Below are 22,637 nucleotides of genomic sequence, written 5' to 3' on the forward strand. Positions count from 1 at the left end.
GTCAGTGGGACAATAATGGGCGAGGCGTCGCCGCACTACCGGGTGGAAAGTGTTTTGGACAATGCCGGCCAATTGGCCAGCCCCTGGCGGGCTGCTGCATCGGGCGACAGGAGGAAGGCTTCACGGTTAGAAGCCGAGTAAAACAGGAACAGCCGCTGCTTGAAGACGGTGTAGATCGCCGGGTCTGAATCGGACACGAAGCCGCGCGCCATGCTCATCGCGCCATGGCCACCATATTGAGGCACATAGATTTCCGGGGCACGCTTGAAGTTTTCAAGATTGGCCGCGTTGGCGAAGTGCCAGGGGGCACCCATCCATTCGGTCTCAAATTCCGGCCGACCCGGCAGAGGGGCCGGATCAGTAAAATAGGACACCGGATCCATGCCGCCGATTGCCACGCCCGTCAGCGGATCAGTGACGATATAGCTCACCACCGACTGGGCCTGCGCGGTCTGAACCATGGCGGCAAAGAGGCCCAATAGCGGCAGCAACAGGGCCAGCATGGTTAAGATTTGTTTAGAGATATGCGTCATTATCGCGCTCAGGATCGGCAGGTCAGCATGAGGTGAATTTGCCGCAAAGACCTTAAGGTCTTCGTAACCGCCACGATCGTCGCCGTTGGGAGAATTCAATGCTGAAGCGTCTGGCCCGGATCGCTACCCTGATTATCGCCTTTGCCTTGCCGGCTGCCCCGGTGATGGCCCAGGGATCGCTGAGCGACACCTATTCCGGTGAAGAACTGGTCGAAAGCGGCCGCGAATTTTTTGGCTCTGCCGCGCAGGGCCTTGCCTCGGTGGTGGAGCGGGCTGTCAGCCAGTTCGGCCTGCCCAATGGCTATGTGCTCGGCGAAGAAGCCGGTGGCGCACTTTTTGTCGGCGCCAAATACGGTGAAGGCACGCTCCACACCCGCAATGCCGGGCAGTACTCGCTGTTCTGGCAGGGTCCAAGCATCGGCTTTGACGTCGGCGGGGACGGCTCGAAAGTGATGATGCTGGTCTATAACCTCAACACCATCCAGGACATCCTGGGCCGTTATCCCGGCGTTGATGGTTCGGCCTATGTCTTCGGCGGGCTTGGCATGACGGTGGTCAAGCGCGGCAATGTGGTGGTCGTGCCCATCCGCTCCGGCGTTGGCGCGCGGCTCGGCATCAATGTGGGCTATCTCAACTTCACCAACCAGCCCACCTGGAACCCGTTCTGATCGCGCCCATTGCGGTAGGGTCTTGGCGGTAAAGTCTTGCACAGCCGGGGCGTTCGCTCCGGCTTTGTCGTGACGGGGCGGCACAAAGTGGGTTAGGGTCCGGGACTGGCGGGACCCGCCAGACGGGCCCAGCGTCGCCAAATACAGGATGGAGCCTCTTCGGCGCCGCCTGCGGTTACGGTTGGAGTATTGCGTGATGCTGATCGAAAACTTGATGTATTTCGCCCTGGGCGTGCTGGCTGCCGGCCTTGTCGCGCTCATCATCATGCCGGCCGTGTGGAAGCGGGCCGTCCGCCTGACCAAGCGCCGGATCGAAGCGGCAACACCCATTACCCTGGCTGAATTCCGCGCTGACAAGGATCAGCTGCGGGCCGAATTCGCTCTCACCACGCGGCGGCTGGAAATGAATGTCGAGGCGCTGCGCCAGCGGCTGGCCGAGCAGGTGAGCGCCGCCAGCCAGAAGAGCACCGACCTCGGGGCACTGCAGATCGAACGCGAGAAGCACCTAGGCATTGTCCGGGAGTTCGAAAAGCGCGAAATCGAAATGCGGGCCCGCATTATCGAGCTCGAAAAAGAAACGACCGACCTCGCCCAGCGCCTGCGCATGCGCGAGCGGGAAGCCGAGACGCGTCGCACCGAGATGGACGAGCTGCGCTCAGGCGTGAACAGCCAGCCCATGGCTGCGGCTGTGCCCGAAGATCTCGAGGACGCCGAAGCGCGGATGGCGAGCGCGGAAAACCAGCTCAATGCCCTGCTCGCCGAGACTGACGGACCGGAAAAAGGCCCCGATGGGACGCGTGACGACAGATTGCTGGCCGACCGGCTGGGCCTTGAGGACGAGGTGGAAAAGCTGCGCGTCAGCGTGATGGATGTGCAGAGCGCCATCCTATCGGGCTGGGACAGCAACACGCTCGATCGCGGCGCGCTGCGCGCCCAGCTCAACGCCATTGCCACCAGCGTCAGCCGGCTGGTCTATGCACCCGAACCGCAGGCGGCGACCGCCGCGCCGGAAGAGGAGAGCCTTTTCGCGCGCGTGCAGCGCTTTGCCGACGACGGGGAAAGCGAAGATGTGATCGAGCATCAACCGGCCCAGCCGCGCGGCGGCACATTGGCCGACCGACTGGCTGCAGTTCGGGAAATCCAGGGCCGCTAGCGGTCGGGCTTAGCGGCGCCCGATCTCGATGGTGCGGATGAGTTCGCCCGTGCCGGCATCAAACACTGCAAGGCTCACACTGCCATTGAGGCTGTAAGTCACCTGAATGGTGCCATCGGTGGACAGCGCGGAGACCACTTCCGCCTCGGCTGGCACCAGAACCGCGGCAGTTTGTGGCGGGGGCGGGCTATCGCGGTTGAGCCGATAGACAAGCGCGAAGCCAACGGCCATAAAGCCGACCAACATGATGCCGATCGAAAAAGCGAAGGATCGGCGCGCCTTTCCAAAAGCAGCAGCCGCCTCGGGCGAGATCTTTGCATCTGCCGGGTTGACGTTGTTGCCGGACTTTTCAGGATCACTCATGGCAGAAGACACCGATTTCGAATTCGAGGGCGAGCCGGTCGAGGTAGTCGTCGATGAAATCAACGCCGGTGGTCGGCTCGATGCCGTCCTGGCCAAGGAGCATGACGTGCTCAGCCGAAGCCGGATCAAGGATCTTATCCTGTCCGGCGCCGTCTCCATCGACGGCAAGACCGTCAGCGAACCCAAATATCGCCTGAAGACCGGCGAGACAATCGTCCTTCTTGCCCCACCCCCTGAAGATCCAGAGCCGCAGGGCCAGGATATCCCGCTCGACATCCTCTATGAGGACGACGATCTCATCGTCATCAACAAGCCGGTGGGCATGGTGGTGCACCCTGCGCCGGGCTCGCGGGACGGCACACTGGTCAATGCGCTGATCTTTCATTGCGGCGATAGCCTCAAGGGCATTGGCGGGGTCAGGCGGCCCGGCATCGTGCACCGGCTCGACAAGGATACGTCGGGCGTGATGGTGGCAGCCAAGACTGAGCAGGCGCACCGCCATCTCTCCGCACAGTTTGCCGACCATGGCCGCACCGGCCCGCTGCACCGCGCCTATACCGCTTTCGCCTGGGGCATGACCAATGGCGGCGTTGGAACTGTCGACGTGCCGCTGGGGCGCGATCCCGCCAATCGGCTCAAGCAGGCTGTCCGCAAGGAGGGTCGCGAGGCGATTACTCATTATGCCGTCGAAGCGCGCTATGGCGACGAGGGCTGGGACATCACCCGGATCCAATGCCAGCTCGAGACCGGGCGCACGCACCAGATCCGTGTCCACATGGCCTATATCGGCCATCCGCTGGTTGCAGACCCTGTCTATGCCTCGGGCTATGCCACCAAGATCAACAAGCTTCCAGAAGAGCTCGCAGAGATCGTCCGAGGCCTTGGCCGGCAGGCGCTGCATGCGGCCGAGCTGGGCTTCGAGCACCCGAGCACGGGCGAAGAGATGATGTTCGAGGCCGAGCTTCCCGACGACCTCGCGGCGCTCGAAGAAGCGCTTGGCCAGTATAATCGGGCTATCGCACGATAGGCTGAGAGCGATTCACCCAAGGGTGAACGAACCAAATGGCGCCCGGCCGCGTAATGATTGTGTAACCGAAGCGCCGGAAAACAACGGCTGCGGGAACTCTGTCCAATTTGTAACGTTGGATAGAGCTTCAGCCTCTTAAATTCGCCAAAGTGCCCCCTATATATGGCGGTACATTCGCGGCTTGTGCCAGTCTGGACAAGTCTCGGAGTTCCGCCCGCGCAATGCGGGGGATGCTGAAAGGGGGTGCGTCCATGGCCCAAACAAATCTGCCTGTTCTTTCCGCCGAAGGCGGACTGTCGCGTTATCTGCAGGAAATCCGGAAGTTTCCAATGTTGGAAGCGGACGAGGAGTACATGCTGGCAAAGCGCTACAAGGAACACGAAGATCCCGGCGCCGCCCAGAAACTCATTACCAGCCATCTGCGTCTGGTCGCCAAGATCGCCATGGGCTATCGCGGCTATGGCCTGCCGATCTCCGAGGTGATCTCGGAAGGCAATGTGGGCCTGATGCATGCGGTCAAGCGCTTCGAGCCCGAAAAGGGCTTCCGTCTCGCGACCTATGCGATGTGGTGGATCCGCGCCGCCATCCAGGAATATGTTCTGCGCTCGTGGAGCCTCGTCAAAATCGGCACCACAGCGGCGCAAAAGCGTTTGTTCTTCAACCTGCGCAAGGTGAAGGGACAGATCGCGGCTCTCGAAGAGGGGAGCCTGCATCCGGACCAGATCAAGCAGATCGCGACGACGCTCAAGGTGACCGAGCAGGACGTTGTGTCGATGAACGCTCGCCTCTCCGGCGATGCGTCCCTCAACTCGCCCATGCGAGCAGACGAGGGCTCGTCGGAATGGCAGGACTGGCTGGTCGATGACACGCCGGATGCCGAAACAACTCTGGGCGAAACCCAGGAGTTCGACGAGCGCATGGGCCTTCTTACCCAGGCCATGGATGTGCTCAATGATCGGGAGCGCGCTATTTTCCAGGCGCGGCGCCTGCAGGAGAACCCGTCGACGCTCGAGGAGCTGGCGCAGCAATATGAGGTCAGCCGCGAGCGTATCCGGCAGATCGAAGTCCGCGCCTTTGAAAAGGTGCAGGAAGCGGTGCGCGAGGCTGCACACAGCTGACCGGCCGAAACCAATCTACAAGCCCTCGCGTCGAACCGGCGCGGGGGCTTTTTTTTGTGCGGCAGGCCAAAATTATAGCGCCATAAGGTCCCAGAGGCGCTCCTTGCCGAGGATCAGAAGCCAGGGCGTATCATCTTCCGGGACGATTTCCACCAGCCCGCCCGTGCCTTCATTCGAGGTTCCGAGGAGGCCGCCGGGCACGAGCTGGAGTTTATCCATCGGGTAGTAGAGCCCGGTGGAGCGCACAAAGCTTATCGGAAGCAGCGGGTGAATGGAGACCCGCTCGCGCACGCCGGCATCGAAGCTGACCGGGCCGGTCGCCGCCAGCGCCACATCCACTTCGTCGACGACAAGCAGGCGTCGCGTCGGCGCAAATTGCAACACGGCGCTCAGCGCGGCGAGTGTATGGTCGAGGCGCTTGCCGGTCATGCCGAGTGCCAGGGTGACCGGTGCGCTGGTGGAATAGAGCGTTTTCTGGAAATCGGTAGTGATCTGTTCCGGGATGTGGAGCACGCGGGTACGCGCCTCCCACCCCGCACGATCGCGCACCGAATCCAGATCGCCGATGATGGCTTCCGGCACGAGGCCGGCATCGCCGATGACATCGGCTCCGCCATCGGCGCCGATCAGGGCGACGCCGCGGGCGGTGAGGTCGTGGAGAAGCGCGGGGTCGACGGCACCGCCTCCAACGATGGCAATGGGGCGTTCGAAGGCGAGCAGCGGGTGTGGCGCCGCGCCTGAGCTGGGGTCTTGCACAGTCAATGATCTCTCAATAAGGTCTGCATCGTCTCGCTGGGGTGTTCCGGTTGCTGCCGGAGCTGAGAGTTACCCATTGAACCTGAACCAGGTCATGCTGGCGGAGGAAGTTCGAGATGGCAAGGGCGCCGTTTCGCGTCCTCACCATTGACACACCCTTCTCACATGACCGCAAACGTTGAAGGGATGATCGCATGATCAAATCCACCTCCATGGCGCTTGCGGTCCTTTTCGGACTGTCCGCGGCACCCATCCTCGCCCAGGATGTGCCCACGCTCACCATCTATACCTATGACGGCTTCGCCTCCGAGTGGGGCCCGGGGGCCAAGCTCTCGGAGGGTTTTGAGGCCATCTGCGGCGGCTGCAAGGTCAACTGGATCGCGGCCGACAGCTCGATCGGCACACTGCGCCGCGTTCAGCTCGAAGGCGACACGACAGAAGCCGATCTGATCGTCGGGCTCGATACGGCCATTGCCGGTGAAGCGCGGGCGACGGGGCTTTTCGCCGATCACGGAATTGATCTCTCGGGCCTCGACCTTCCGGGCGAGTGGACCGACGCACAGTTCGTGCCGTTCGACTATTCGCACTTTGCCTTCGTCTATGACGCGGATGTCGTGGCCAATCCGCCCCGTTCCTTCGAGGAGCTGATCGCCCTGCCCGAGGACTTCAAGATCGTGGTGCAGGACCCGCGCTCGGCGACGCCCGGCCTTGGGCTCGTGCTCTGGATAAAGGCCGCCTATGGCGACCGTGCGGCGGAAATCTGGGCCGGTCTCAAGCCGCACATCCTGACGGTGACGCGGGACTGGAGCGACTCTTATTCGCTATTCCTCGATGGCGAGGCGGACATGGCGCTCTCCTACACCACGTCGCCGGCTTATCACCGGATCGACGAGAACGATGACAGCATCCACGCTGCTTTATTCGACGAGGGCCACTACCCGCAGATCGAAGTGGCAGGCATTCTGAAATCCTCGGACCAGCAGGAACTTGCCAAGCAATTCCTCGCCTGGTTTGCATCGGCCGAGGGCCAGAAGATCATCCCGACAACCAACTGGATGTTCCCAGTGGTGGACCTCGGCGATGATCTCGATCCGGCCTTTGCTACCCTGCCCCAGCCGGAAAAGACGCTGACGCTGAGCGACGAAGACATAATCGCCAACAGCTCCGCCTGGATCGACGAGATGCTGGCGGCGGTGCAGTAGCGGCGATTGTCGAGGCTCACCCCCTCCTAGCCTCCCCCTGAGAAGGGGGAGGGACTTTCGAGTTTGTCACATGGTCTGCGAGCCACCAGCGTACTCCTCCCCCTTTCTTAGGGGGAGGTCGGGTGGGGGTATACGCAAACAGCGCTCCTGATGAGGGGAACCCGCGATGGCATCAAAAATGTTGACCCTTCTGCCGCCTCGTCCGCTGCGCATCGCTGCAGCGTGGGTGCTTGCGTTGGCCATCACCGCGCTCATCGTGGCTGTCCTGTGGGCAATCCTTGCAGCAGCCGGTGATGGTGCTGGCAATTCGCGCGTCGACATTGCCCATCTCGTGCGCATGACCACGATCCAGGCCGGATTGACCACTGTCCTGTCTCTGGGCGTGGGCATGGCGCTGGCCTGGGCACTCAACCGGCTCCGCTTTCCCGGGCGCGACCTCATCGTGGGGCTGTTTGCCGCCGCGATCGTCACCCCGGGCATGGTGGTCGCCTTTGGCCTTCTGTCGATCTGGGGCCGCAATGGCTGGATCAACGAAGCCAGCCGGGCGCTGTTCGGCTTTTCGCTGGGCAATCCGGCCTTCGGACTTTCCGGCATCCTGCTGGCGCACGTTATTCTCGACGGCGCCTTTGCCGCCCGCATCCTGCTTGCCCGGCTTGACGCCATCCCTGAACCCAGGCTCAAGGTTGGCCAATCGCTGGGGCTGTCGGCGTGGAAGCGGTTCGGCCTCATCGACTGGCCGGCGATGCGGGGAAGCCTGCCGGGACTGGGCGCCATCATCTTCCTCCTTGCCTTCACCAGTTTCCCCATCGTGCTGCTGCTGGGAGGCGGGCCCGCCAACCAGACGCTGGAAGTGGCGATCTATTCGGCGGTGCGGCAGGATTTTGACCTTGTCGGTGCGGTGCGGCTGGCGGTGACACAGATTGCCGTCTGTTCGCTGGTCATTCTGCTCGCCTCTGCGGTCCCGCCCGTGCCCACGGCGCTGGGGCGTTCGGCCCAGCCGCGCTGGCAGGACGGGGCAATAGCGCGCAGCCTGCAATGGCTGGTGCTTGTCATCGCCTGCATCGGCTTTGCGCTGCCGCTGGTGTCCGTGCTCATCGATGGGTTCGGGTCAGGTCTCCTCCGCGTCCTCGGCCAGGCCACATTCTGGAACGCAGCGCTCACCAGCCTCATTATCGGGGTCAGTTCGGCTGTCCTGACGCTCATCCTGGCACTGACCCTGTCGCTGGGGCGCGCGGCCATTCCCGGTCGCGGCGCGCGGACGATTTTGGGCGCACCGACCTTTGCCTACCTCGCCGTTCCCGCTGTGGTGCTCTCCCTGGGGTTTTTCCTGCTGGTGCGGCAGATGGGTTTTGCCCCAGGACAGGCAGCCCCCATTGTCGTCGTCATCGCCAACGCCCTGCTCGCCCTGCCCTTTGCGGTGGCCACACTGGGACCGCCCCTCGATGCCGTGGCCCGCACCCGCGGAAAGCTCATTCGCTCGCTCGGCCTCTCGGGCTGGCAACAATTCCGGCGCGTGGAGTTTCCCCTGCTCGGCAAGGATATCGGCCTGATGCTGGCCTTGGCCTTCTGCTTCTCCCTGGGAGATCTCGGGGTCATCGCCCTCTTCGGCACGCAGGATTTTCAAACCCTGCCACTGATGATGTTCCGCGCGCTCGGGGCCTATCGCAGCAATGACGCCGCCGCCATTGCCGCCTTGCTGCTCGTCGGCACAATCATCGCCTTTGTCGGCTTGCCACGAATTTTTGAAAGAATAGCCCATGCTGCGCGCTGATGACTTGAGCTTTGCCCATCCCGGGCAGTCCCTGCCCTATCAGTTCAGCTTCGAAGCCCAGCCGGGCGAAGTCACGGCGATTTCCGGGGCCAGCGGGTCGGGCAAGTCGACGCTGCTTGATCTCATCGCCGGGTTTCTCGCGCCACGCAGCGGTACCCTCAGCCTTGATGGCATCGATCTCCTGCCGCTGGCTCCGGAGCAAAGACCCGTCTCGCTCCTCCTGCAGTCGGACAATCTCTTCGAGCATTTGAGCGCGCGGGAAAATGTCGAGCTCGGGCTACCGCGGGGCACCGCGAAGTCGACCGGGCGGGCGGAGGCGGAGAAGGCACTCGCCGGCGTGGGTCTAGCCGATTTCGCCGACAAGTCGGCCTCGACCCTGTCGGGCGGGCAGAAGCAGCGCGTTGCCCTTGCCCGCACGCTGTTGCGGGACCGGCCCATCCTCCTCCTCGACGAGCCGTTTTCGGCGCTCGATGACGAGACGCGAGTGACGATAAGGGATCTCGTCGGGACGCTGACGCGGGAGCAGAACTGGCACACGATCCTCGTCAGCCACCATGCCGACGATGTCGATGCCCTCGCCAGCCGGCGCTATCGCCTGATCGATGGGCGCCTGCAGGGCGGCGCAGCCCAATGAAAAAAGCCGCCCCTTGTTTCCAAGGAGCGGCCCTAACTTATTCTGCCCAGCGGGCAAAAACCTTTTCGAAGAGGGCCTGGGCCTCCTCATCCTTCTCAAGCGTCAGGATGGCGTTGCGACCCGTGCCATAGATAACGGCGAGATCGACCCAGCGACGGCTCTCGAGGAGGCCGACATTGGTCGCGGCATCTTCCGGCGACGCGCTCAGCGCGAAGAGGAAGGAATTGCCGACGATGCGGGCCGAGGCACCGACCAGCGGCGTGCCGGGAACCAGCTCTTCATCCTTGAGCAACACACCCGGAAGGCTCGAAATCGAGCCACCGATGAAGGTATCGGGGATGTTGAAGGCCACTTCCATCAAATGGGAAGCGGGCAGGCTCGGATCGGCATTCTTGCGAATGGTCACGCCGACGCTTAGATTGCGCGCCGGAATGCTGGCCTGGGCGACAAGCGTGGGCAGGCCCACCTCATCGACACCCTCTTCCCAATCCACCGTACCCGAGAAGGGCACAGCACCGGTGCGGCCGTCGGCCGAAGCTTCGAGCAGCAGTGACTGGCTGCCGGCCAGCACGGCCGGATCGACGGAAGCCGCGGGATCATTGGCCGCGATGGTGGTGTCGTCGCCCGAGAGCCGTTCCTCGGTCTTTTCCGCGCCGTTAAGCGAAGGAAGAGCGGTTTCGGCGCCTGTCGGGGTGACAGGTTCGGGCGTGGGCTCAAGGCGGTCATCTGCCTCGAGGCCTTCGAGCGCAGTCGTCGGCTCTCCCGGCGTATTTGTCGCGGTATTGCCCGGACCGGTTCCGGTTTCGCTGTTTACGCCCGTCTCAACGGCAGGCTGTGGGCCATCAAGCGATGGTGTCGGCGCAACAATCGGGACGTCGACGTTCTGGGTCACAGGGGCCTGGGCCGTTCCGAACATCTGATCGAGATCGACATAGCCTTCGCGCCAGGCCCAGAAGCCCGCCCCGCCGACACCGGCCAAAAGGAGTGCGAAGACAACGAGGAAAATGGTGAGGCCGGCCGAGGAGCGGCGCTCGGTTTCCGCTTCGGCCACTGCAAAGCCGCTGTCGTCTACGGCCAGCGCATCGCCGAGGGCGTCGCGCTTTTGCTCCTGGGTGTCGGTGCCCGAAGTGGCCTCGCCGCGGGCTTCGCGGTCCAGCGTCTCAATGGCGCGTTCGATGGCGCCTTCGGCCTCGCGGGCTTCGTCAGCCTCGACCTCGACTTCACGCACGCTGGACAGCGCGGCTTCAACCGGCGCGTCCTCGGCGAGAACGGGTTCGAAATTGGTCTGGCGCGCCAGCGCGGCATTGCCGGAGATGACGGGTTCTACCCGCGCGATCGCCGGCGACATGGCCGCCGAATTGCCAAGGCCCTTCAAGCTTCCATCGCGCGGGGACGAAGGCCCTGCGGTCTTGAGCGGAATGGGCTGTCGCGTGGACGCGGGGAAGACGACCGGAGGCGCGACCGGCTCGTCGGATTTTTTGTCTTCGGATTTCTTACCGTCGAGGGCCGTGGGCTCTGGCGCTAAATCCGGCGTGGCCTTGAGTTCGGGCTCGGGAGCGGCATTTACCGCGCCGGATGCGTTGATCGTCTCGACCTTTGCGCCGGTGACGCTGGCCGCCTCGCCGATAATGGCTTCGATCGAGAGTATATCGCTTTCGGGCGATTGCGGCTTGGTCTCTGGTGACGGTGCGGCCTCAACCTTCGGGGCCGGCGGTTCGGGCTTGGCCACCTTTGCAATCGGCTCGGGCGCCTGACGCGGCTTTTCGACCGGAGGCGTCACGACCGGCTTTGGCGCGGAGGCGACGACCGGTGGAGGCTCGGGCACGACGGGATCGGGCGCGGCCGGAGCTTGCGCGACCTGGGGTGCAGGAGCAGTAGGCTTGGCCGCGAGCATAGCTTCGCGACCAAGAGAAATGACGGCCTCGCTGGCCTCTTGCTCAACCTGACGGATACAGTCTTCGAGCTGCAGTCGATGTTGCGTGATTTCGCGGGCCGGCAGAGGGGGCTGGATAGCCCGCAGCTGCCCGACCAGAGCCGAACGCGCCTTCTCGTAGACCGCGCGCCGCGCGGCCCCATTGTTTTCCGGCAGCGCCGAAATAGCGCGGCGCAACAGCTCCTTATAATCCGCCATTGGCTAGTTGGTACTCACAATTGCAGCAAGGGTCTTGTATCAAAGTTTATCAATCTTGGAATGGGTCAACCACAAGGATCGTGTCGGCGCGTTCCGGGCTGGTGGAGAGCAGTGCGACAGGTGCGCCGATCAGCTCTTCAATGTAGCGGACGTATTTGACCGCCTGTGCCGGCAATTCGGCCCAGCTGCGTGCGCCGGCTGTGGTCTCGGACCAACCCTCCAAGGTTTCGTAGATCGGCTTAACGCGGGCTTGTGCCCCCATTGAGGCGGGCAGATAATCGATACGTGATCCGTCCAGCTCGTAACCAACGCAGACCTTGATCTCTTTCAGGCCATCAAGAACGTCGAGCTTTGTCAGGGCGATACCGGTGATGCCGGAGGTCTTGACGGTCTGGCGCACCAGCACGGCATCGAACCAGCCGCAGCGACGCGCGCGACCGGTGTTGACGCCGACCTCGCGACCGACGGTGGCCAGATGACGGCCGATCTCGTCATCGAGTTCGCAGGGGAACGGGCCTTCGCCGACGCGCGTCGTATAGGCCTTGGTGATGCCCAGCACATAGCCTATGGCCGTGGGGCCAAGGCCCGAGCCGGCAGCAGCCTGACCGGCGACCGTGTTGGACGAGGTCACAAACGGATAGGTGCCGTGGTCGTTGTCGAGCAGAGCGCCCTGGGCGCCTTCGAAGAGGATGCGGGCGCCATCGCGACGCTTCTCTTCCAGCACGCGCCAGACCTGGTCCATGAACGGCAGGATCTCGCCGGCGATCGAGGTCAGTTCCTCGTAGATCACATCGGCGGAAATCTCGTTGAGGCCCATGCCACGACGCAGCGCGTTGTGGTGGGTCAGGAGGCGTTCGATCTTGGGCATGAGCGTTTCGGGCTCGCTCAGATCGATAAGGCGGATAGCGCGACGGCCAACCTTGTCTTCATAGGCTGGGCCGATGCCGCGACGGGTTGTGCCGATCTTGAGACCGGAATTGCCGTCTTCGCGGATCGCATCGAGTTCGCGGTGGAGCGAGAGAATCAGCGGGGCATTGTCAGCAATGCGCAGGATCTCAGGGGTGATCGTCACGCCCTGGCCACGCAGCTTCGCCATTTCGGCTACGAAATGGTGCGGATCGACGACCACGCCATTGCCGATGACCGAGAGCTTGCCCTGGACAAGACCAGACGGCAGCAGGGCCAGCTTGTAGCTTACCCCATCGATAACCAAGGTATGGCCGGCATTGTGGCCCCCGTGGAAACGCACAACAACATCGGCACGTTCGCTGAGCCAATCAACGATCTTGCCCTTGCCCTCGTCACCCCATTGCGAGCCGACGACAACCACATTCGCCATAATCTAGTCTTTCCCAAGAGAACGCGAAAAAGTCGGGTTTGGCCTCGTGCCAACCCTTCCTCAAAATTTGGACGTCTGTCCCCCCGGCCACTTTGTCGGGTTTGATTGTGGCCGAATAACTGCTAAGTCCGATTGTCCTTACATCACTGGCGCCACGATGACAAAGCCGCATCGAGACGAAAATCGCGGCATATCCGCGCCTTTACTCGACCAGCCCTACTTATTGCTGGTCCTGGCCCCGCTATTCTGGGGTGGAAATGTGGTCGCGGCCAAGCTGGTCGTCGGGGAAATCGACCCATTCATGTTGCTGGCGAGCCGATGCGTTCTGGCGACGCTGTTCATTTTCCCCTTCGCGTGGAAGCACTTGCAGCGCGACTGGGCCGTCGTCCGGGCACACTGGCCGATCCTCATGGCCTATGGCGCTATCGGTTATGCGCTGTTCAATGGGCTCCTCTATGTGGGGCTGCAAAGCACAAGCGGGGTCAATTCGGCGATCGTGCAGGCCTCTTTGCCCCTGATGATTCTGGGCTGTAATTTCATCGTGTTCCGGGTGCGGGCGCGCTGGCTGCAGATCGTGGGCGTGCTGCTGGCCATTTCCGGGGTATTGCTGACCGCCACCCATGGCGACGCCTCGCGAATCCTAACGCTCGACTTCAACATCGGCGACATTTTCGTCATCCTCGCCTGCTTTGCCTACACCGGCTACACGCTGGCCCTGCGCTTCCGCCCGAAAATGAATGTCATGAGCTTCATGGCCGTGTCGTTTTCCGGCGCCGCGGCTACGGCCGTCGTCATGCTGTTTGCCTTCCGGGACGGTTTTGCCGAGGTGGCAGGCCTGGGCAGCGCCTCGCTCACCGTGTGGGCGGTCATCGCTTATGTCGCGATCTTCCCCTCCATGTTCAGCCAGGTCGCCTATGCCCGCGGCGTGGAGCTGGTGGGGGCCAATCGCGCCGCGCCGAGCCACAATCTCATCCCGGTCTTCGGCACTCTGGGGTCGGTGATCATCCTCGGCGAAAGCCTTGAGGGCTACCACTTCCTCGCCGCCGCGATCATCATCGCAGGCATCGTCCTAGCCGAATATTCGGCGCGGCGGAAAGTCAGTTCACCGGCATAAAAAAGGCCGGCGTCGCGGCGCCGGCCTTTCAGTATGTGGAAGCAAAAAGCCTCAGAACTTGAGGGCTTTAGCCTGCTTAACGCCATCCAGCGCAGCAATCTCGCCGAGCTGCTGCTCGGTCAAGGTGCCATCGATGGACACGAGCGCGATGGCGTCGCCACCGACTTCGGCACGGCCAAGGTTGAAGTTGGCGATATTGATGCCAAGCGTGCCGAGCAGCGTGCCGAGACGGCCGATATGGCCCGGCTTGTCCTCATTGGTGACATAGAGCATGGACGGGGTGAGCTCCGCTTCCATGTTGATGTCCTTGACCTGAATGATGCGCGGCTTGCCATTGACAAAGAGCGTACCGGCAAGGGCGCGCACCTGGCGCTCGGTGGTCACGGTCAGACGTATGTAGCCTTCATAGGCGCCCTGCTGATCGCGGGTGGTGGTTTCCACCACAATGCCGCGATCCTTGGCGATCTGCGGGGCCGAGACCATGTTGATGTCGCCAAGCGATGGCTTGAGGACGCCATTGATGGCGGCGGCGACCATGGGGCGGATGTTGAGACCGGCCGGGGTGCCTTCGAATTCGATCTTGATGCCCGAGATCGAGGTCTCGGTCAGCTGGCCGGCAAAGGAGCCAATGGCCTCGGCAAGCTTCACCCACGGGGTGATCAGCGGCGCTTCTTCAGCCGAAATCGACGGGAAATTCAACGCGTTAGTGATCTCGCCGGTCATCAGGTAAGCCGAGATCTGCTCGGCCACCTGGAGCGCCACGTTCTCCTGGGCTTCGGTGGTCGAAGCGCCGAGGTGGGGGGTGCAGATGACGTTGGGGAGTTCGAACAGCGGGTTGTTCTCGGCCGGCTCGACGAGGAAGACGTCGAGGGCGGCGCCGGCCACGTGACCGGACTTAAGTGCTTGATAAAGCGCGTCTTCGTCGATCAGACCACCGCGGGCGCAGTTGATGATCCGGACGCCTTTTTTGGTCTTGGCGAGGTTTTCGGCGTTGAGGATGTTGCGCGTGGCGTCGATCAGCGGAGTGTGCAGAGTAATAAAATCTGCGCGCGCAAGAAGATCGTCAAGCTCAACCTTTTCAACACCGAGCGCCTGCGCGCGTTCCGGGGTCAGGAACGGGTCGAATGCAATAACCTTCATACGAAGACCAATAGCACGATCAGCAACGATCGAGCCAATATTGCCAGCACCGATCAGGCCGAGAGTTTTATTGGTGACTTCGACGCCCATGAAGCGGTTCTTCTCCCACTTGCTGGCGCGGGTGGAAGCATCTGCTTCGGGAAGCTGGCGGGCCAGGGCCATCATCATGGCAATGGCGTGCTCGGCAGTCGTGATCGAGTTACCGAAGGGCGTGTTCATCACAATGATGCCCTTCTTGGTCGCAGCCGGAATATCGACGTTGTCGACACCAATACCGGCGCGCCCAACGACCTTCAGATTGGTCGCAGCAGCAATGATCTTCTCGGTTACTTTTGTCGCCGAGCGAATAGCGAGGCCATCATACTGACCAATAACTTCGAGAAGCTTCTCTTTGTCCTTGCCCAGATCGGGGAGATAGTCGACCTCGACACCGTTGTCCTTGAAGATCTGGACGGCGGTTGGGCTCAGTTTGTCCGAAACGAGAACTTTTGGCATGGGTGAAAGCCTTTTTGGGTGTCACGCCAGGCGTGACCGCAGAGGGGAATTGGTTAGCAGACTGTTAGCGCTGACAGCGCCGAAGTGAGAATTCGGAGGCCAAGAAGACCCCCACCTGGCCTCCCCCTGAAGGAGGGGGAGGTTGGGTGGGGGTGTTCAGAACTCAGGCAGCAACCTTGAGGGCGGCCTTTTCTTCGGCGAAGGCCCAGTCGAGCCATGGGGTCAGCGCGGCAAGGTCGGACGCTTCGATGGTCGAGCCGGCCCAGATGCGGAGGCCCGCGGGGGCATCCTTGTAGGAGCCGAAATCATAGCCGACGCCGAGCTTGTCGAGACGGGCCACGATGGCCTTGGCAAAGGCGGCCTGGCCATCGGCGTCGAGCGCGGTGATGGCGGGGTCGACGATGGAGAGGCAGACCGAAGTGTTCGAGCGGGTGGCCGGATTCTTGGCGAGGAAATCGACCCAGTCGGTCTTGGCGACCCAGTCAGCCAGCACCTTGAAGTTGGCGTCGGCGCGAGCCTGCAGGACCGCGAGACCGCCGACGTCCTTGCCCCAGTTCATGGCGTCGATAGCGTCTTCAATGCAGATCATCGAGACGGTGTTGATCGTTTCGGCCTTGAAGATGCCTTCGATCAGCTTGCCGCCCTTGGTCATGCGGAAAATCTTGGGCAGCGGACGGTCGGGCTTGAAGGTCTCAAGGCGTTCGACAGCGCGCGGCGAGAGAATGAGAATGCCGTGAGCAGCTTCACCGCCGAGGGCCTTCTGCCAGGAGAAGGTGACAACGTCGAGTTTTGCGAAATCGAGCTTCTGGGCGAAGGCTGCCGAGGTGGCGTCGCAGATGGTGAGGCCAGCGCGGTCGGCCGGGATCCAGTCAGCATTCGGGACGCGGACGCCCGAGGTGGTGCCGTTCCAGGTAAAGACCACGTCGCGGTTGAAATCGACCTGGGTGAGATCGGGCAGATCCCCGTAGGCGGCTTCGATGACGCGGACGTCGTCGAGCTTGAGTTGCTTCTGAACGTCGGTGACCCAGCCGGCACCAAAGGATTCCCAGGCGAGCATGTCGACGCCCCGAGCGCCCAGAGCGCTCCAGAGGAACATTTCGACGGCGCCGGTATCGGAAGCGGGGACAATGCCGATGCGGTAATCGGCGGGAACTTCGAGGAGTTCGCGGGTCAGGTCGATTGCCTGCTGGATGCGAGCCTTGGCGGGCTTGGCGCGGTGCGAGCGACCGGTGAGCGCATTGGCGAGCGCTTCAACCGTCCAGCCTGGACGCTTGGCACATGGGCCCGACGAAAAATTGGGGTTTGCCGGTTTAACCGTCGGCGCGGCAAAAGGCGTATCAGCCATATTCAGCGACCCTCCCAGGTCTATGCGCCTCTCGTTAGGGAGAGGTGTCCTGAGGCCGCAGATACTCCCACTGAGGGACGCTCGTCAATGAGTCTTTTTCGGCCGGCAGGGATTCAATCCGAAGGAGCGGCGACAGCCGGGCTGACCGCGGCGCGACCGAGTTCGGTGAGGGCATAGATGCCGCGGCTTTCGCGAATAAACCAGCCGTAGACATTGCTGCGCAGAATGGTCGGGGCGCGTTCGACGATGGATTTCAATTGCTTGGGACTTTGCGGCCCGGCCAGCAGGGCCGTGGCGCAAAGAATGGCGTCCTGCCGGTAGGCGGTCATGATCGGCTTGCCGCGCCCGCCGCCGATCTGCGGATCGCCGCGCCGACGCTTGTGCTCGTCGAGCAGGCGCGAGCGGCGCTTGCTGTCTTTGCGCGGGGTGGGCGCAAAGGGCGCGAGGATCACTTCCACATGGCCGGTGGCGGAGACGGTGAGCAACCCAAAACCGAGACGCCGGCAGAGATTGCGGAAGCGCGCATCGTGCTCGCGCCCCCTGCCCGTCTTCGCGGCGCGGGCGGCGAGCCAGACCTCATCGCAAAAGGCAGCGCGCTTGACGCCCTGCATGACCAGCTCAAGATTGAACGCCAGCTTCATTTCGCAGACGATCACAACCGGCGGATCGCCCTCCAGCACGCCGACAAGGTCACAATCATTGATCTCGCCTTTGACGGCATACCCCGCGCTTTCCATGAAGGATTTTAGAGGGAGATAAAGATCCGTCTCAGCCATTGCGCTCGGGGTTTTGGGTTTTTGGGTTCTTGGGGCGGTGTAGCTGAGTCTTGGGGGATGAGGGAGCGATTGGGGGACGGCGAGATGGGGGTGGTTAGCTGCCATATCGGTGCGTGGGAGCGAATGGCGGCTATATGGGCAAGGCTGCCGCTTTTTTCGCGTTAAGTAGGTGTGCTTTTAGGCCGGCAGGATAAAGCTGGGGCTGCCCTGTCCCGTCCAGCCTATCCAATGCAAACCACTCCGCGAAGCATCCCACTCCGCTATCCTCGTTGAATGTGATGCGGCTCTGTCCGGCAAAGGTGTCCGGCGGAAACTGCACATCGAATATCGCCAGTATCTCGTGCCCAAGTTCGCCTTCATGGGTGTAGATGTTCTGCGTGAAGGTAGGGCCACCTACGATGTTCACCTCTATCCCAAGTTCTTCCTGAAACTCTCGGATGAGGGCCGCTTCGGCCGTTTCACCAAACTCGACGGTGCCGCCAAGCGGGCGAACGCCCTTCAGCCGCCCAGCATCATCATAAACTTCAGATGCAAGGAGACGGTCGCCTCGCCACTGCAGGCCCAGAGCTTTGAAACGGATTGTAGATGCGGGGCGCCATGTGTGCATGCAGATGGATTAAGTTGGATACTGATCGTCCGCAATGGGGTTGAAGCTGCCATTCATGGTGAGAGGCTTGGATGACCGATTTGGGGTCGACAGCCGCCCCCTCACCTCCCCCTTCCTAGGCGGTGTGGACGAAGTGGATTCCCAAATCAGCTAATCGCTGATTCAACGCTGTTCTTTGCGGAGAGCAGCGTTGGTTCGGGGTTTGATGTCAGATGCAGAGTGGGCCTTCTTCGAACCGTTCGTGGTGGAGAAGGGTCCGAGACGAGGTCGGCGGCCGCGTGATCATCGGCTGGTGCTGGATGGGGTGTTCTGGATAGCCCGCACGGGAACCGCCTGGCGGGATCTGCACAGCCATTTTGGCCCATGGAACTCAGTCTATCGCCAGTTCCGGCGTTGGACGCAGGCGGGGATCTGGGATGTGATGCTGGAGGCCTTGAACGAGACGGGAGCGGGTAACGATAGCGTTCAGATGATCGACTCTACCATCATCCGCGCCCATCAGCACGCCGCCGGCGCGCTAAAAAAGGGGATGCGGACCAAAGTCTTGGCCGCTCTCGTGGTGGTTTCTCGACCAAGATCCACCTCCGCAGCAACGCTCTCGGCCTCCCTGTCGCGGTCACGCTGAGCGGCGGACAGGTCTCCGACGTGAAAGGCTACGTGCCGATCATGGACCAGCCCGGTCCGAGACCCTGCGTGCTGCTCGCCGACAAGGGATACGACGCCGACTTCATCCTGGCTGACCTGGAGGCCCGCGGCGTGGCCGCTGTCATCCCGGCCAAACGAAACCGCAAGGTTCAGTCCGTTATCGACGGCCATATCTATGCCTTGAGAAACCTCGTCGAGCGATGCTTCTCAAAGCTCAAGCACAGCCGCCGCTTAGCCACGCGATACGACAAAACCGCCGATAGCTTCCTCGGCTTCGTTCTCGTCGCGTCGATCCGGTTGTGGGTCAGACACTTTGTCCACACAACCTAGCACTCTCCGCCTCAACCCGCTAAACAGCAACGGCATCGAGAATTTGTTTTGTGACCCCCAAAATCATTGACGGGTGGGCATGACGATTGCAACGATGCCGGACTTCGTTTTGCCGCGGCTGCTGAACCACAGCAAACGGAGCACGCTATGAACACCTCCTTTTCACCGGCAAATGCCGGGCGACTGTCTATTGCGGTCGCAGGCCTTGCCACCACACCCGTTTTTCATCCCGGCAAGCCGGTTCCCGTTGGCGCCTTCGTGGCCGAAGCGTGCGCCCTCGTCACTTGATGGTTGGCGGGTGATCGGGCGGTCGACTTCAACACGCTTTCGGCGCACCATCCCAAGCGTCTGCTGTGGGCCAGCGACTGGCCCCATACCGAGATGTTCGAAGCTGTGCCCGAGGACGACGACCTCATTGCACTGAGCCTCTCGGTTGTGCCGCGGAGCGATCAGGCTGCGGTCTTTGCAGACAACGCAAAAGCGCTCTATTTCGCGCATTGATTTCGCCCCGCAGTCCCGCCCCATGGACACCGCAGGCAAGGTGATGAGAAATCAGCGAAAAAGGGCTTCTGCTGGCGTTGCCAAGTGCGTGGATGGAAGCGATACCTGACTGCAAGACTACGCCTATGAGGGAATACGAAGTTGAGCGTCGAAGACAAATTCAAAAATCTTGGAATTGACAACGCACCGGGCCAGGAGGTTCGCCAGCAGGCTGCCGATGCGCTGAATGCCCTGGTGCGGGGCGAGGCCCTGCCCGGCGCGCTGGTCGACTTCTCGCACGGCGATGTCGACGCCTTCACGCCGCCGCCCGGCTCGTTCGAGGAATTTACCCGCGCTGTCGAAGCCGGTGGCAAGCAGGCCTATACCGAATATCGCGGGTCGGCCGATATCCGCGCTCAGCTCGCGGCGCATCTGAGTGATTTCACCGGGGCGGATATCTCGCCGGATCTCGGCGTCATCATCACCCCCGGCACGCAGGGTGCACTGTTCCTGGCCGTCGCTTCGACGGTTTCGACCGGCGACAAGGTGGCGATTGTGCAGCCGGACTATTTTGCCAACCGCAAGCTGGTGGAATTCTTTGGCGGCGAGATCATGCCGATCCGCATGGATTATCTCGGGTCGGACGAAAAGGCGGGGCTTGATCTCGAGCAGTTGCGGGCCGCCTTTGCGGCGGGCGCGCGGACGTTCCTCTTCTCCAATCCCAACAATCCGACCGGCGCTGTCTATTCGGCAGACGAGATTGCCCAGATCGTTGCGCTGGCCAAGGAATTCGACGCGACGGTGATCGCCGACCAGCTCTATTCGCGCCTCCGCTACGAGGACCAGGCCTATACCCATATCTGCGCCAGCGATCTCAACGACAACAAGATCCTGACCATCATGGGGCCGTCCAAGACCGAGTCGCTGAGCGGCTATCGGCTGGGCGTGGCTTTCGGCTCGCCAGAGATCATCGCGCGGATGGAAAAGCTGCAGGCCATCGTGTCGCTGCGCGCCTCGGGCTATAATCAGGCGGTGTTGCGGACCTGGTTCAACGAGCCGGAAGGCTGGATGGACGAGCGCATTGCCGCACACGAGGCCATTCGCGACGATCTGCTGGCCATTTTCCGCGATGTCGGGATGGCGACGCGTACGCCGCAGGCAGGCAGCTATGTGTTCCCGACGCTGCCGAAACTGGCGATCGGCCTCACTGATTTCGTCAAACTGCTGCGCCAGCAGGCCAATGTGATCGTGACCCCCGGCACCGAATTCGGCCCGCATGACCACAGCATTCGCCTCAATTATTCGCAGGACCATCAGGCGGCGGTCGCGGCAGCGCATCGCATCGTCGAGATGGCCAAGCGCTACAGCGCGGAGTGATCGATATGGCCAGCAATGCCCCCCCGCCGCAGGGAAAATATGTTCCGGCCAAGCGCCACGGCGATCTGATCTTTGTCTCGGGCATGACGCCCCGGCAGAACGGGCAGCTGATCTATGCCGGCAAGGTGAGCGCCGACACCGATCCGGAGCGGCTGCGCGCCGCGACGGAGCTGTCGACGCAGAATGTGTTGTCGGCGGCACGGGCGATCCTTGCGCCGGGCGAGGCCCTTGTCGGGACCTTGAACCTGACCGTCTATGTCAACGCCGAGGCGAGCTACACGACGCACCCAAAGGTCGCGGATTTTGCGTCGGCTTATCTTGAAGCCGAGTTTGCGGGCGATCTGCCGAGCCGCGCCGCGGTGGGCGTTGCCTCGCTGCCGTCCGACGCTTCGGTGGAAGTCTCCGCCGTAATGATCGTGGGATCGGCGGCCTGACTGCTTTTATCGGCGGGACCGCGTGGCCCCGCCGATACGAGATTTTCGAGTTCAGCCCTCCGTCGCGAGCAGTCGCGCGAGGGCGGCTTTCCCCGGCGGCCCCCAGGTCGGTTTCCCACCGGGCCGGCCGTGGACGCCATTATCGCCAATGATGAGGCAGGTCAGCGCCTTGCCGAGGGCCCAGCCGCGGGCGCGGCGCACAGTGGCGTCATCAGGCGCGGGCGTATAGGCGCTGTGAAATGCATTCATGCAGCCGTCGGGCAGGAGCAGCCAGGCAGCGGCGAGATCGCAGGCCGGATCGCCGACGCAGAGATCGCCGAAATCGATGATCCCGCAAATATTGCCGTCGCTGGTGAGAACATTGGCGGGATGGAGATCGGCGTGAAGCCAGACCGGCGGACCGAACCACGCCGGGGCAGCGAGAGCATCACCCCAGACCGCGAGAAGCCGCTCGGGATCGGCAATCAAGCCGCGATCGCTCGCCTCCGCCAAGGTGCGGCGGAGGCCCTGATCTATTGCTGCGAGCGGCCCGCCGCGACCATCCCGACTGACGGGCCCATTGTCCGGCGCCGGCTGATGCAGCGCCGCGAGAAAGGCTGCCAGGGTTTGGGCGGCGTCGGCGCGTCGCGTCACGTGCGCCCTGTCTGCGGGCTCTCCCGGCAGCCAGCGGGTGACGATCCAGCTGCGCGGGAAGAGCGCGGTGGGTTGACCAAGCCGGATCGGCACCGGGATCGGCAGCGGTAGGTGGGCGGCAAGGCCCGGCAGGAAGGCGTATTCCTTGAGAAGCAGCGCGTCGGCGCCCGGCGTGGACCAGGGCAGCCTGACGGCGAGATCCTCGCCCAGCCGCCACATCTGATTGTCCCAACCGAGCGCGCCGGGACGGATGGGGAGATCGGCGAGGTCGGGGTGTTGCTCGCGTAGAATGGCCGCGACCAGATCCGCATCGACCTCCTGACGTCCATCGGTCATACGGCCCCTCCCCCGGGATTTTCGATCAGCATCCGCACTCTGAGCGCGGATGACTATCAACACCACCATGGCCAGATGATGAGCGATGAGGCGCATTCCAAGCCGTCTCGGAGCCGTACGCAGGTGAAGGGCAAGCCTAACCATCAATTAAATTGTAGGTGGATATGCCTCATTTTAAATAAAAATTAATTGTGGGCGTACCATCCTCATTAAGCACGGCGAAGCTCCGT

The 22,637-nt window shown here is 62.5% G+C and carries 22 protein-coding genes, 1 pseudogene and 1 riboswitch; of the genes and pseudogenes, 13 read left to right on the forward strand and 10 right to left on the reverse strand.

The features are described 5' to 3' along the window. Positions 1–35: 35 nt before the first annotated feature. Complete coding sequence (locus tag NYQ88_RS18195; RefSeq protein ID WP_275652503.1) at positions 36–533, reverse strand: YHS domain-containing (seleno)protein; 498 nt, start codon at positions 531–533, stop codon at positions 36–38. Positions 534–631: 98 nt separating this feature from the next. Here NYQ88_RS18195 and NYQ88_RS18200 point away from each other — a divergent pair, with 98 nt between their 5' ends. Beyond that, positions 632–1,201 (forward strand): DUF1134 domain-containing protein, encoded by a 570-nt coding sequence (locus NYQ88_RS18200; RefSeq protein WP_275652504.1) that lies wholly within the window; start codon positions 632–634, stop codon positions 1,199–1,201. A 196-nt stretch (positions 1,202–1,397) separates the two neighbouring features. Next, complete coding sequence (locus NYQ88_RS18205) at positions 1,398–2,354, forward strand: hypothetical protein (protein ID WP_275652505.1); 957 nt, start codon at positions 1,398–1,400, stop codon at positions 2,352–2,354. A 9-nt stretch (positions 2,355–2,363) separates the two neighbouring features. Here NYQ88_RS18205 and NYQ88_RS18210 read toward each other — a convergent pair whose 3' ends face one another. After that, entirely contained in the window at positions 2,364–2,717 is a 354-nt protein-coding gene (locus tag NYQ88_RS18210; protein ID WP_275652506.1) for a hypothetical protein, read from the reverse strand. Between NYQ88_RS18210 and NYQ88_RS18215 the strand changes: the two genes are divergently transcribed. Together NYQ88_RS18215 and rpoH are read left to right on the forward strand one after the other, a co-directional pair. Next, a complete protein-coding gene (locus tag NYQ88_RS18215) occupies positions 2,716–3,744 on the forward strand; it encodes an RluA family pseudouridine synthase (RefSeq protein WP_275652507.1) in 1,029 nt (342 codons plus the stop codon). The genes NYQ88_RS18210 and NYQ88_RS18215 overlap by 2 nt on opposite strands. Before the next feature lie 251 nt (positions 3,745–3,995). Further along, positions 3,996–4,862: an RNA polymerase sigma factor RpoH gene (rpoH, locus tag NYQ88_RS18220; RefSeq protein ID WP_275652508.1), complete on the forward strand. Its 867-nt coding sequence runs from the start codon at positions 3,996–3,998 to the stop codon at positions 4,860–4,862. 72 nt (positions 4,863–4,934) lie between these two features. On the opposite strand, the gene NYQ88_RS18225 is transcribed toward rpoH, so the two are convergent. Beyond that, a complete protein-coding gene (locus NYQ88_RS18225) occupies positions 4,935–5,618 on the reverse strand; it encodes a thiamine diphosphokinase (protein WP_275654951.1) in 684 nt (227 codons plus the stop codon). Positions 5,619–5,645: 27 nt separating this feature from the next. After that, positions 5,646–5,744: riboswitch (TPP riboswitch) on the forward strand. A gap of 68 nt (positions 5,745–5,812) precedes the next feature. Between NYQ88_RS18225 and thiB the strand changes: the two genes are divergently transcribed. The 3 genes from thiB (at position 5,813) to NYQ88_RS18240 (ending at position 9,225) form a co-directional block, all read left to right on the forward strand. Further along, positions 5,813–6,820 (forward strand): thiamine ABC transporter substrate binding subunit, encoded by a 1,008-nt coding sequence (gene thiB / locus NYQ88_RS18230; RefSeq protein ID WP_275652509.1) that lies wholly within the window; start codon positions 5,813–5,815, stop codon positions 6,818–6,820. Positions 6,821–6,986: 166 nt separating this feature from the next. After that, entirely contained in the window at positions 6,987–8,591 is a 1,605-nt protein-coding gene (locus tag NYQ88_RS18235; protein ID WP_275652510.1) for a hypothetical protein, read from the forward strand. Next, positions 8,578–9,225 carry an ATP-binding cassette domain-containing protein gene (locus NYQ88_RS18240; protein WP_275652511.1) on the forward strand — a complete coding sequence of 216 codons (648 nt, stop codon included), beginning with the start codon at positions 8,578–8,580 and terminating at the stop codon, positions 9,223–9,225. The genes NYQ88_RS18235 and NYQ88_RS18240 overlap by 14 nt, the downstream gene beginning before the upstream one ends. Before the next feature lie 37 nt (positions 9,226–9,262). Here NYQ88_RS18240 and NYQ88_RS18245 read toward each other — a convergent pair whose 3' ends face one another. Together NYQ88_RS18245 and NYQ88_RS18250 are read right to left on the reverse strand one after the other, a co-directional pair. After that, positions 9,263–11,356: a hypothetical protein gene (locus NYQ88_RS18245; protein WP_275652512.1), complete on the reverse strand. Its 2,094-nt coding sequence runs from the start codon at positions 11,354–11,356 to the stop codon at positions 9,263–9,265. Between the two features lie 49 nt (positions 11,357–11,405). Then, positions 11,406–12,695, reverse strand: a complete 1,290-nt coding sequence (locus NYQ88_RS18250; RefSeq protein WP_275652513.1) for an adenylosuccinate synthase — start codon at positions 12,693–12,695, stop codon at positions 11,406–11,408. 157 nt (positions 12,696–12,852) lie between these two features. Between NYQ88_RS18250 and NYQ88_RS18255 the strand changes: the two genes are divergently transcribed. Continuing rightward, the gene (locus NYQ88_RS18255) at positions 12,853–13,809 is read left to right on the forward strand and encodes a DMT family transporter (RefSeq protein ID WP_275652514.1); all 957 of its coding nucleotides are present in this window, start codon (positions 12,853–12,855) and stop codon (positions 13,807–13,809) included. Positions 13,810–13,860: 51 nt separating this feature from the next. Here the strand turns inward: NYQ88_RS18255 and serA are convergent, their stop codons facing one another. From serA to NYQ88_RS18275, 4 genes are all read right to left on the reverse strand, one after another. After that, entirely contained in the window at positions 13,861–15,444 is a 1,584-nt protein-coding gene (serA, locus tag NYQ88_RS18260; RefSeq protein WP_275652515.1) for a phosphoglycerate dehydrogenase, read from the reverse strand. Positions 15,445–15,607: 163 nt separating this feature from the next. Then, entirely contained in the window at positions 15,608–16,789 is a 1,182-nt protein-coding gene (locus NYQ88_RS18265; RefSeq protein ID WP_275652516.1) for a phosphoserine transaminase, read from the reverse strand. A gap of 113 nt (positions 16,790–16,902) precedes the next feature. Continuing rightward, complete coding sequence (locus NYQ88_RS18270; RefSeq protein WP_275652517.1) at positions 16,903–17,565, reverse strand: DUF2161 family putative PD-(D/E)XK-type phosphodiesterase; 663 nt, start codon at positions 17,563–17,565, stop codon at positions 16,903–16,905. A 130-nt stretch (positions 17,566–17,695) separates the two neighbouring features. Further along, on the reverse strand, positions 17,696–18,172 hold the full coding sequence (locus NYQ88_RS18275; protein ID WP_275652518.1) for an NUDIX domain-containing protein: 477 nt from the start codon (positions 18,170–18,172) through the stop codon (positions 17,696–17,698). A gap of 205 nt (positions 18,173–18,377) precedes the next feature. Here NYQ88_RS18275 and NYQ88_RS18280 point away from each other — a divergent pair. From NYQ88_RS18280 to NYQ88_RS18300, 5 genes and pseudogenes are all read left to right on the forward strand, one after another. Continuing rightward, positions 18,378–19,147, forward strand: a pseudogene (locus tag NYQ88_RS18280) (IS5 family transposase). 147 nt (positions 19,148–19,294) lie between these two features. Further along, positions 19,295–19,435 (forward strand): hypothetical protein, encoded by a 141-nt coding sequence (locus NYQ88_RS18285; RefSeq protein WP_275652519.1) that lies wholly within the window; start codon positions 19,295–19,297, stop codon positions 19,433–19,435. Between the two features lie 3 nt (positions 19,436–19,438). Next, entirely contained in the window at positions 19,439–19,648 is a 210-nt protein-coding gene (locus NYQ88_RS18290) for an amidohydrolase family protein (protein ID WP_275652520.1), read from the forward strand. 141 nt (positions 19,649–19,789) lie between these two features. After that, entirely contained in the window at positions 19,790–21,004 is a 1,215-nt protein-coding gene (locus NYQ88_RS18295) for a pyridoxal phosphate-dependent aminotransferase (protein WP_275652521.1), read from the forward strand. A gap of 5 nt (positions 21,005–21,009) precedes the next feature. Further along, entirely contained in the window at positions 21,010–21,438 is a 429-nt protein-coding gene (locus tag NYQ88_RS18300) for a RidA family protein (RefSeq protein WP_275652522.1), read from the forward strand. 51 nt (positions 21,439–21,489) lie between these two features. Here the strand turns inward: NYQ88_RS18300 and NYQ88_RS18305 are convergent, their stop codons facing one another. Then, positions 21,490–22,407, reverse strand: a complete 918-nt coding sequence (locus tag NYQ88_RS18305; RefSeq protein WP_275652523.1) for an aminoglycoside phosphotransferase family protein — start codon at positions 22,405–22,407, stop codon at positions 21,490–21,492. Between the last annotated feature and the right edge of the window lie 230 nt (positions 22,408–22,637).

Source organism: Devosia sp. SD17-2, from assembly GCF_029201565.1.
Classification (GTDB): domain Bacteria; phylum Pseudomonadota; class Alphaproteobacteria; order Rhizobiales; family Devosiaceae; genus Devosia.